This is a genomic window from Fibrobacterota bacterium (assembly GCA_019509785.1).
In the GTDB taxonomy this organism is placed as follows: Bacteria; Fibrobacterota; Fibrobacteria; order UBA11236; family UBA11236; genus Chersky-265.
In genome coordinates this window covers 1-10279 of the sequence record JAEKLQ010000014.1, presented here as the reverse complement: position 1 = coordinate 10279, position 10279 = coordinate 1, and the positions used below count along the sequence as shown (strand labels likewise).

9 protein-coding genes and 1 tRNA gene are annotated in these 10279 nt (G+C 60.5%); 3 read left to right on the top strand and 7 right to left on the bottom strand.

The annotated features are described in order from the left end of the window. Positions 1 to 1138: 1138 nt before the first annotated feature. Genes JF616_00490 through JF616_00480 form a run of 3 tightly spaced genes read right to left on the bottom strand, consistent with a single transcriptional unit; the run spans position 1139 to position 4350 of the window. Positions 1139 to 2017 (bottom strand): methyltransferase domain-containing protein, encoded by an 879-nt coding sequence (locus JF616_00490; GenBank protein ID MBW8886204.1) that lies wholly within the window; start codon positions 2015 to 2017, stop codon positions 1139 to 1141. Between the two features lie 57 nt (positions 2018 to 2074). Then, a complete protein-coding gene (locus tag JF616_00485; protein ID MBW8886203.1) occupies positions 2075 to 3190 on the bottom strand; it encodes a glycosyltransferase family 4 protein in 1116 nt (371 codons plus the stop codon). Further along, the gene (locus JF616_00480) at positions 3187 to 4350 is read right to left on the bottom strand and encodes a glycosyltransferase family 4 protein (GenBank protein MBW8886202.1); all 1164 of its coding nucleotides are present in this window, start codon (positions 4348 to 4350) and stop codon (positions 3187 to 3189) included. The genes JF616_00485 and JF616_00480 overlap by 4 nt, the downstream gene beginning before the upstream one ends. A 126-nt stretch (positions 4351 to 4476) precedes the next feature. Here JF616_00480 and JF616_00475 point away from each other — a divergent pair, with 126 nt between their 5' ends. After that, the gene (locus JF616_00475) at positions 4477 to 5409 is read left to right on the top strand and encodes a glycosyltransferase family 2 protein (GenBank protein MBW8886201.1); all 933 of its coding nucleotides are present in this window, start codon (positions 4477 to 4479) and stop codon (positions 5407 to 5409) included. Then, a complete protein-coding gene (locus JF616_00470) occupies positions 5406 to 6467 on the top strand; it encodes a glycosyltransferase family 4 protein (protein MBW8886200.1) in 1062 nt (353 codons plus the stop codon). The genes JF616_00475 and JF616_00470 overlap by 4 nt, the downstream gene beginning before the upstream one ends. A gap of 36 nt (positions 6468 to 6503) precedes the next feature. On the opposite strand, the gene JF616_00465 is transcribed toward JF616_00470, so the two are convergent. The 3 genes from JF616_00465 to JF616_00455 form a co-directional block, all read right to left on the bottom strand. Further along, positions 6504 to 7472 (bottom strand): class I SAM-dependent methyltransferase, encoded by a 969-nt coding sequence (locus tag JF616_00465; GenBank protein MBW8886199.1) that lies wholly within the window; start codon positions 7470 to 7472, stop codon positions 6504 to 6506. Continuing rightward, complete coding sequence (locus JF616_00460) at positions 7469 to 7882, bottom strand: acyltransferase (GenBank protein ID MBW8886198.1); 414 nt, start codon at positions 7880 to 7882, stop codon at positions 7469 to 7471. The genes JF616_00465 and JF616_00460 overlap by 4 nt, the downstream gene beginning before the upstream one ends. 196 nt (positions 7883 to 8078) lie before the next feature. Next, entirely contained in the window at positions 8079 to 9119 is a 1041-nt protein-coding gene (locus tag JF616_00455) for a hypothetical protein (GenBank protein ID MBW8886197.1), read from the bottom strand. A gap of 129 nt (positions 9120 to 9248) precedes the next feature. On the opposite strand from JF616_00455, the gene JF616_00450 reads away from it, so the two are divergent. Continuing rightward, positions 9249 to 9321, top strand: a tRNA-Lys gene (locus tag JF616_00450). A 79-nt stretch (positions 9322 to 9400) separates the two neighbouring features. Here the strand turns inward: JF616_00450 and JF616_00445 are convergent. Next, positions 9401 to 9940 carry a hypothetical protein gene (locus JF616_00445; GenBank protein ID MBW8886196.1) on the bottom strand — a complete coding sequence of 180 codons (540 nt, stop codon included), beginning with the start codon at positions 9938 to 9940 and terminating at the stop codon, positions 9401 to 9403. Positions 9941 to 10279 lie beyond the last annotated feature (339 nt).

The window sequence follows — 10279 nt, the reverse complement described above, 5'->3', positions numbered from 1 at the left end:
CCTACTAGCCACTATAGCCGCCTTTCATTTCCAAGAATCAGAAACCGGAATGGCAAGATACAAATTTTGGTAGGCTCCATGAGGTAACGGAATTTCCCAGATGGAATATTTCGATCCTCTCTCTGCTTTTCCGAAATAACCGGACAATAATGACCATTAAATATGTTGATTGATATTACTTAATATCCCCCTGTTCAACCTAGATTCTCTGACCTTGCCAGGATTTTTTGGAACTGGATATCTCATTAGTTTGGCCGGCGCGAACCTGGGCGCAATCGGTACTTGATTAGGTCATCCTCATAACTGGGGCAATGCCGGAACCGGGACCGGACAGTTCGTGGCATACTCTCCAGACTTTTCCACTTTGCTACATTCCCAATTGCCCTCCGGGCTTCGGCTCGCCGGCAAAGTAACACATGTTGGAATTATCCATTATCGTCGTAAGCTACAATACCCGCGCCCTGGTGGAGCAATGCGCCGAGAGCGTAGCGGCCTACCTCAATGGCAAGATCGACTACGAGTTGATCATTGTGGACAACGCCTCTACGGACGGAACCCCCGCTTGGCTGAGCTCCTACGCGGAAAAGCATCCGCGGGTGATCGCGCATTGTTCCGATGCGAACCTGGGCTTTTCGGGGGGGAACAACGCCGGCCTCAAGCTCGCGAGCGGGCGTTACGTCCTGTACTTGAACAGCGATGCGTACCTGCTCGATGATAGCGTGAAGGGCATGATCGCCTACTTGGATGCGCATCCCGAAGTGGGATTGGGAGCCTGCCTGCTTCTCGACGGAACCGGCAAATCCGGCCCGGCTTACGGCTGCTTCCCTACCGCCGGCGTCCTGGCGCAGGAGATTTTCACGCGACGCTATAACCGTTTGCGAGCCGTTTGCCCGCCCCTAAATGAAGACACCCATGCGGTCGACTTCCCATGCGGCGCTTTCTTCTTGATCAAGGGCGATCTCGTGCGGAAGCTCGGCGGAATGGACGAATCCTTCTTTCTCTATTTCGAGGAAACCGATCTGGCCAAGCGCGCGCGCGACTTAGGATTCCTTTGCCATTATATCGGCGGCGCCAAGGCTGTGCACCTCGGCGGGCAATCCACGCAAGAGGTGAAGTCCTTGCGCCTGGTTCGGATGTTCTATTTCAATTGGCGGAAATACTTGTTGAGCCGGAGTTCATGCGATGTCCGCCCGGCGCGAGCCGCGCCGACGCCCGCCGCTTGCGAACCGGATGGAGCCGGCACGGAACTCTTCCGCGATACCAAAGTGAACGAATCCCAGGTTCCATAACGTTCGCACTCAGCGAAACTCGTGATTTCGATTCGCGTTTCAAAACCCATGCCTTCCAGAATATCCGGCAAATCGCGGCCGAAATGCAGGAATGCGGGGATGCTTCCGCGAATGGGATCACCGTGGTATTCCACGGGTTCCGTCAAGACGGGTTTATCCCCCTCCCATTGGAACAACTCCCGCGTCTTGCGGTTGAAATAATAGGGAATGGTGAAGATATGGCATCCGCCCGGCTTCAGCACCCGGTGGACTTCCCCGAAGGCGAGTTTCCAAGCGGGTATATGCTCGAAAACGTCTTCCGTTACCACCAGGTCCAGCGAGTTATCCGGCATGGAAAGATTTCCCAGATCCTCATTGCGGATCCCGCCCTTTATGGCGCCGGGAGGGGTGTCGTCGAAATATTCCGAGCAGATGATGTTCGGTCCTGCACCGAGGAAGCGGGCCACCGGCGTGCCGGTAGAGGCATTGAGCACCGACAGTTCGGGATAGGCGCGGAAATCCGAAAGGCTCCGGATGCCCCGTGCGGCGAACTCCCGCTGCACGCTAAGGGCCAAATGGCGGTGCCGCGAGCAGCATCCGCAGCGAACGCACAAGGCGTGGTTGCGGATGGTTTCCGGCGTATCGTTCATGAAGAAAAGCGTGGCCTTGCCGCACATGGGGCAATGGCCGCGCCGGCTGGTGAGGAAATACCGGGGGCGGAAGTAGGTAAGGAAAGTTTTGATTTTCATTGCGGGACCAGATTTAAATTGCGGGATGCTTAAATTCAGATTACAGGAAACTAAAATTCAGAAGCCGGAGGCGGTATAAACAGCCAAGGTATTTTCGACGGTTTTATCCCAAGAAAATCCGGCCGCATGCTCAAGGCCTTTCAGGATGCATCGCAGGCGCAAATCCGCGCTATCGGCTACTTCTTCCATACGCGCCGCGAGGCCCCCGATATCGCCGGTCTCGAAGAAGAGCGCCGCTTGGCCCCCCGCTTCGATCAAGCTGGAATTCCGGGCGGCGATCACCGGACAACCGCAGGCCATGGCTTCGATCACCGGCAATCCGAACCCTTCGTAACTGGACGCCATCAACAAGGCGAGCGAGGTAGCATACACGTTACGCAATTCCGCGTCCGGCACGTAGCCCAGGAAATCCACCCGATCCCCGATCCGCAGCCGATCCAGTATGGCCGGGATATGCGAATGGCCCCATCCTTCGGCGCCCACGACCTTGAGGCGGCCCGGCCGGCGCGCGGCGAACAATGCGAAGGCCTCCAGGATATGCGGCAGGTTCTTGCCCGGCTCGATGGTGCCGACGAACAGGAAATCCTCCCTGGCTAGGACCGGTTCCCCCGTCGCCACGGGGAATTTGATACCCAAATAGACCACGCGGGTCTTGAGGGATACGCGGGGATAGAAGCGCGCGATATCCCGCCGGGTGTTTTCGGAGTCGGTGATCACCGCCGCCGCCCGACGCCCCGACCAACCGATCAGGAACCGCATCAGCAAACGTTTTCCCAGGGAAAACCGTTCCGGTGAAACGCGCTCATACAAATCGTGGATGGTGATGACTTGGCGGATGGGACAGAGGAGCATGCCCATGTTGCCCACCGAATGCAACAGGTCGAAACGCCGCGCCAGGAAAGGGAAAAGCAAATGGAAATACATCAGGCGCGCCCAGCGGCTGCGCAGTCCCACTTTCAGGATGCGCACCCCTTCCAACCCGGCGAATCGCGGCGCGGTACCCGCATGCACGAGCAGGCTCAGCTCCCAATCCGGCCGCGCGCGCCGCATGCCCGATATCAGGTGCAAGGTATAATTGCCGATGCCGCCCAAATGATCCTGCAAGAAGAGCGCGTTGAAACAAATGGAAAGCCGTCGGGAAGGTCCGGATGCTGCTGAAGAGGGTGCGTTCACGAAGGCTCCAGGAAGGCGAGCAGTTCGGCGGCTACCTTTTCCAGGGAGTAGTGGCTTTCCACAGTGGCGCGATTACGGCGGACCGCGTCCGAGGGATCCGGCTCGCGTAAGAGATCGGCGCAAGCCCGGGCCAAGCCTTCGGAGCCGTCGGCGATGCGCATCTCCAGATCCTCCAGGCCCTCCGCCCCCAAGGAAGTGGTCACGATGGGACGGCCGTAGGCGGCGGCTTCCACCAGCTTGGTACGCATGCCCCGGCCCGTACGGATGGGATTGAGGAAGGCGGAAATGCCGGCGTAGAAATCCTTCAGGTCCGGCACGTTTTCGAGGAGCCGCACGTCCGGTTGATTCCGGAAAGCATCGCGGGCCCATTCGGGTATGCCCTTGCCGGCGATCGCGAACCGGATGCCCGGGCAGCGCGCCCGGATGGTTGCGGCCAAATCGTCCGCCAGCCAACGCAAGACGTCCAGATTGGGCGGATGCCCGTAATTCCCGATGAAGCCGAGTACGGGACCACCGGACGGGGCCGGAAGGAAGGGAAACTCCCCGATGGGCAAGCCGTAAGTGGCGAGGAAACGCTTAGGTCTGGGGAAGTGGCGCGCTACGGCGTCCAACTCCTGCCGGGAAATTCCCACGAACTTCGCCACGCGGGCCAGACGCGGACGGTAGAATGACAGCGCCTGCTTCATACGGATTAGCTTGGCGGCCTTGGCTAGCGGCCCGCGCGCGGTTCCAGCTTCGCTCCGGTAACGTTCGAAGGAAAGATCGTCCTCCAGGTAGGTAACCGGCGCGTTAACCTTGTCGAGGTACCCGTCCAGGAAAGGCAAACTGAACGGGAAAGCCAGCAGCACCGCGTCGAAATGCCGGCCGGCCAGGAATTTTCCGATCCGGCCCCGGTTCGCTTCCAATACGGCGCGGAAATCCTCATGCCCCTCCAGGTAGCGCTCGCGCCAGCCAGCGCCCTTCTGGCCCGGAACCAACAGGAAATCCTCGAATTCGGGATGCCGTTCATCGCCCCCGGCCCATTCGGCGCAACTGTCCATATTGATCAAGGTCAAATGCGCGCGCCGCGACCACTCCCGCGCGAAGTAGTACAATCGTTTGGAGCCGCCGTACCGGGTTTCCGGAAACAGGTAGAAGGATGAAATGAACAGCAATCGCACCGGGGCAAATCTACAAATCCGGCCGAATGCCGCCCTCGCGGGCCGTCCCATCGCCCATCCGTCCGGTCCGCCTCGGTTCATTGCCGCTAGCCCCGATGGCGTGCTATTTTGCCACCCTGGTACTCAGTGAAGGCATCCTTCCTCATCGTCAATTGGAATACCCGGGAGCTGACTTCCCAAGCCGTCTCTTCCATCCAGGCATTCGAAGCGAAAGGCGCGAACCCCGATGCCCCGCGCGATTTCGAGATCATCGTGGTGGACAACGCCTCCGCCGATGGAAGCGCGGCGCATCTGCGGGAACGCTTTCCGGGCATCACCGTCATCGCCAATGAAACCAATCTCGGCTTCGCGCGGGCCAATAACATCGGGGCGCAAGCCGCCCGCGGCGACTGGCTCGTACTCTTCAACTCCGATGCCTACCTGACCGAGCCCATCCTCCCGACCTTGCTAGCCGCCGCCGCGGTCAAAGGCAGGGAGTGCCTCCTCACCTGCCGATTGAGGTACGGGGATGGTTCCCCCCAATTGAGCGCCCTGCCCTTCCCCACCCTCGCCGGTTATTTCCGCGAACTCTTCTCCGACACCCTGGCCGCGCGCAAGCGCCTGTTGGACGCGCAGGCGCGCGACCCGGCCGACGTGGTTCCGGTGGACTGGATCACCGGGGCCCTCCTGATGGTTCCGCGCCGGCTTTATCTGGAGTTGGACGGCCTTCATCCCGGCATCTTCATGTACGCCGAAGACGTGGACTTCAGCCGCAAAGCGGAAAAGCGCGGGGTGTCGCGTTACCTGGTAAAGACGGTTTCGGCGGTGCATTTGGGCGGCGCCAGCATCGACCATCTTTCCTTCCGTTCCCTCCGCCTCACCGACGACGGGCGCCTGGCTTATTTCCGGGCTTGGCACGGCCGCGCCGGAGCCTTCGGCCTACGCTTCATTTTCCTGGCCCGCTCCCTTTCCCGCATGGCTTTTTTCACGGCCGCCGGCCTCGCCCGCGGCGATCGTAAGCTTTTGGACAAGGCAGGCGTGCATTTGCGTGGAGTCCTCCACTTGGCATTAGGGATATGACCGGAATCCTCTTCGATGGCCGTTGGGTGCGCCCGGGCATGACGGGCGTGGGCCGCTATGCCTACAACATCCTGCGCAGCGGCGCCATCCCCCGTTCCGAATGCGGCCTCATCCTGGCCGAGGGCTCCCCTTACGCCTCCGAGTTCGCCGGATACCGCATCTTCCCTTCCCGGATGGACCTGACTGATCATCCCGCCACCGATTGGTTCGAACAGGTCGGCATCCCCGCCCTTTGCCGTCGCCAGGGTTTCACCAGCTTCGTGTCCTTCGAGGGCCGCGTCCCGGCCCTGCATCCCGGCCTCGCCACTTTCCCGGTGATCCATGACCTCTCTTACCGCTTGGCGAAGGGATCCCATTCCCGCAAATACTCCTTCTTCTTAGGGCTGCATGCCGCCCTCAATCGGCGTTTCGCCACCGCCATCGTAACCGTCTCGGAGTCGGTTCGCGCCGATCTCATCCGGGAGCTCCGGGCGCCGCCCGGGCGCATCCTGGTGGTCCCCAATGCCGGAAGCCGCCTGGAAGAACATGAGCCGCATCCCGTCCCCGGCCTGACGACGCCTTACTTTCTGGTGGTGGGCGTAACCAATCCGCGCAAAGATCTCCCCACCGCCCTAGCCGCCTTCAACCGGCTGCGCGAGAAGCATCCCGCCTTACGCCTGGCGGTAACCGGCGATGCGAAATTGATCGCGGCCGGGCTCATCGCTATTCCCGCAACGGGCGTCCTGAACCTGGGATTCGTCGACGAGGGGAGCTTGCGGGCCCTTTACGCGGGGGCCGCCGGCCTGGTCTTCCCATCGCGCCATGAAGGCTTCGGCATCCCCTTGGTCGATGCGGTGGAAGCCGGTTGTCCGGTCCTTTGCAGCGACATCCCCGTCTTCCGGGAAGTCATGGAACGGGGGGCCTTTTACTTCCCTCCCGGCGATGCGCCGTCCTTGGCGCATGCCATGGAAGCCGTACTCGCGGGGGCCCGCCCCGCAGGCGAGCCACCGCGGGGCAAATATTCCTGGGAGAATTCCGCCCAAGCGTTATTGGACGGGATCGCAGCTCGCCGGAAATGAGCCGGGCGCGACCTGAAGGAGTTCGGCGCGACGGTACTAAGCGGTCTTGCGCGTCGCGATCCAGAGATCGGGTACGCCGCGGATTTCCGAAGGGACGATGCGATGGCCCCAACCGGTTCGAGCGAGCAGTTCCTTGAAGTAGCCGGCCTGGAAGCCGAGTTCCATCCAGCCATGGCGGCGCACGTAGTATAGGCTGGCCGCCTCCAGCCGCAATCCCCATGGATACGGCATTACGGGGCTGCCTACCGGCGCGATCGGCTCATCCGCGAAATAGATTTCGCCCCGAGGCGACAAGATGCGCCCCAGGTTCTCGGCCAATTTCTGATGATCGAGGGAATGATGGAAGGAAGCCAGGAACAGCGCCGCGTCGAAGGTTTCCCGCGTGGTTTCCGCGAACTCCAGCATATCCTGCTGGGCGAAGGAAATGGTCTTGCCATGCAAGCCCGCGCGGTGCGCCATCAGGGCGATGGAAGGCGGATTCAATTCCACCGCCGTCATGCGGTAGCCCATCAACGCCAACTGCACCGTGAGGTTACCCCAGCCGGCGCCGAATTCCACGATGCGCGAGCCGCGGGGCAGATGGACGTTGCGGATGGCGAACCCCTGCTTCAGCAATTGCTCGCCCACGAAGGCGCCGCTCCCGGTATTGTAAGGAAAGAAATCGTTTTTCACGGCCTCGAAATCGAAGCCGGTGGCCTCGTTCTGGAACTCATAAGGACGGCCCGCGATCAGAGCGTATAAATCGTGCTGGGCCTTCCGGTATTCGGGTGAAAAAGGATCGCCGGGGATTTTGATCGCCTTCGGCACCTTCAGGTAGGCCTTGGTCATGCGTTCGAGGGCTTCGGCCGTGACCTCCTGGGATCCCCGCATGCATTCGTCGAAGAAGGCGTCCAGCTCGGCCAAGCTATCCAAGGGCCGTATCCCCCGCGCCCGGAAAGAGAGGGACATCAACAGGGGCGAGCGCCGAACCAGGGAGCGGGCCAGATTCTCGACATGGGTATTCATGGCAGGGTCACATCCGAATTGAACAAGGGAAAATACTTCAGCGTATAGCGAAGGCCCCGGGGCCGCTCCCCGATGGGCTTGGCCGGCACCCCCGCCACGATGGCATAAGGCGCCACCGACTTGGTCACCACGGCCCCGGCTCCGACCACCGCCCCTTCGCCCAACTCCACCCCGGGCAGGATCATGGCCCGGGCCCCCAGCCAGGCGTAGTCGCCGATGGAAACCGGGCCCGGCTCGGCCGCGAAGTCCGGGCTATCCACGCGATGATCCAAGGTCAGGATATAGCACTCGGCGGAAACGCTCACGTTACTCCCGATGCGCAGCGGATGGCGGCCGTCCAGATAGGTTCCCCGATTGATCACCGAATGATCGCCGATGGTAATGTGCCGCCCCGCGACGAAGCAGCCCATATGGACAGCCACGCCGCGCCCCAGGCGCAATCCCAGGATGCGCGTCAGATACGCCTGGCGCAGCCAATACAGGGGTACATGCGATAGGAAGGAGTTATACAGATAGAAGGCGGCGGCCGCGAAGAATGCCCTCAAGCGGGCCCCGCCGCCGCCCTGCCTGGAACTCTTCTGCTTGCCATGGGAAAAGGAGGCCCGATTAGAGGACGGCGTATTTGAGGGTTAGGGCATGCACCCAGCTCAAGCCGTCCCAGTACTGCGCCGCATAATCCAGCGCGTAGCCGTCGGACACGAAGGTGAAGCCGGCGGTGAGCTTGAGCGCGTTCCCGCCCTGCCACGTCGAGGTTTCCGCATCGGTGAGCGAGTTATAATAATGGGCCAGTTCGCTCATCTGGACCCGGCTCCCCATGCGCAAGATGAAGGAAGGCGAGTAGGCGTACTCGATGGCCCCGCTGGCCCGCGGCGACCCATGCAAAGGCACTTCCCCATCGGCGAGAAGCTTGGCCTTGGGCATTTCCGGCGCCGAGTAGAAGAATCCCGCCTTGAGGGATATGGGCAGCAACCCCCCGGCATCCTTGCCGATCAATTGGGACCGCTCTTTGCGGCCCACGTTCAAGAGCGCCACCCCGAACCCGACGTTCCTGGCCGCGGGCTGATACTGCATCCCCAGGTCCACGCCCCAACCCCAACCCAACTGCGATTCGGTGAAGTCGCCGAGATACTCGGAAAAGCCGCGCAAGGTCGCGCCCACGCGCAAACGGTCCGACACCCGCCGCGCCGCGGTGAAGGAGGGATTGAAGGACGAAGGCATATACTTGATACCCGTCGCGTTCCCATCCTCATCCAACTCATCGATGCGGCCGTAATTGATGAAGGCGGCCGAGAAGGCATAGCTCATGTTGCTATCCGCCCCCGGGAAGGCATAGGCGGCGTTTCCCGATGCGATCTCCAGCATATGGTAACGGAAAGTGCCCGAAAGCATGCGGCCCGCATCGGCCTTGGCGACGCCGGCAGGATTGTACCCGATGGCATCGGAGCCCTGGGCGGCGGCCGTGTAGGCCCCCGCCAAACCCGCCGGCCGGGCGAAAACCAAGGTTTCGATGTATTGGAATTCGGCCGTGCCGACCAAGTCCTCGCCCTGGGCGAATACCCCTGCGGCGCCCGCCAATAGGGCCCAAGACAAGCGTACGGACAGGCCAGGACGCGCGCGCGCCGGATGGGGATTTTGGGGCAAAATCACGGCAACAAGGTACTTAATAGAGTCCGAAAAACAATCAAGCCCGGGGCCGAATTCGGGCAAATTGCTTGCAGGTACGGGACCTCCAAGCTATCTTTGCCGCTCCTCCGGGGACACCATTCCCCGGATTCCGAGCTAGTAGCTCAGCTGGTAGAGCAGCGCCCTTTTAAGGCGTGGGTCGTGGGTTCAAATCCCCCCTGGCTCAGGATTTTCGACCCCCGGGTTGCCCCTCTTCACGGAGACCAGGCAATGCCGGGGGTTTCTTTTTCCCCCCGGCCGTCACCTCATTCAAACGTCATGCTATTACTGATGCTTACGAAGTCGGTATTCTGATCGAATCGCGAGGCGAAGTCGACATAACTGATCCAGATATCCTTCCCATTCTTGATCATGAAGTCCTGCTTGTACTTGAGCAGGTTCCCCCTCGAAGTCGTGGTGTAGCTGATTTCCGCGTATTGCTTGCCGTCCAGGTCTTTGAGTCCGGCTTGATACTGCCCCAGGTCGGGGATGCGAGCCGCCAGTTCCAGGCCGACAGTATCGAGTATCGCGGCCAAATCGGTATTTCCCCGATTCGCTTCAATCTGGACGAGCGTATAGGCCGAGAAATCCTGGACCGTCGGAGCCAGGGCGACGAGGTCCACGGTATCGCTTCCGTAGATCTGATCGAGCTTGAGCTCCCAACTCTCCGGGAATTGCAGGGTGACCCCGATATCGGCATTGTAGTACTTGTTGTTAGTGATGCTCCGGTTGCCGGTGCCATAGTCGGGGGCTACGCAGGCTGTCAGCAGCAATACTCCTGTGAGGAGGCAGAGTAATCGATTCATGAGGATTCCTTTTTCCAGCCCGCGGGGCGAAGGCAGATCGGATTTCAGCGCGGAAGAAACGTCAGGAGCAAGTTTATCATTGTTTAATCCGAGTGCGTTCTTTTTTTAAATCCCCGACTACATGGAGCCTTAATGGCGTCAAAACGAGGTTTAGGGTGACAAAAGATTATGGTGAACGCGGATTTGAAGCGATTTTCGGGCGCGATGTTCTAGAAATGCGACTCGTAAAAAGAGTATGAGGACATGAAGGCGATAATAAGCAGACATATGAATCCGCCCAGCTTCAATGATTGCCACTGGTCATCGTCCCATTCTCCTTTTAGCAAGGAAATGATTTCC

Bases quoted from the DNA above. Each gene is read 5' to 3' on its own strand.
- JF616_00490 (MBW8886204.1), bottom strand. From the start codon at position 2,017: ATGAAAATCAAAACTTTCCTTACCTACTTCCGCCCCCGGTATTTCCTC.
- JF616_00470 (MBW8886200.1), top strand. From the start codon at position 5,406: ATGACCGGAATCCTCTTCGATGGCCGTTGGGTGCGCCCGGGCATGACG.
- JF616_00465 (MBW8886199.1), bottom strand. From the start codon at position 7,472: ATGAATACCCATGTCGAGAATCTGGCCCGCTCCCTGGTTCGGCGCTCG.
- JF616_00460 (MBW8886198.1), bottom strand. From the start codon at position 7,882: ATGGGCTGCTTCGTCGCGGGGCGGCACATTACCATCGGCGATCATTCG.
- JF616_00445 (MBW8886196.1), bottom strand. From the start codon at position 9,940: ATGAATCGATTACTCTGCCTCCTCACAGGAGTATTGCTGCTGACAGCC.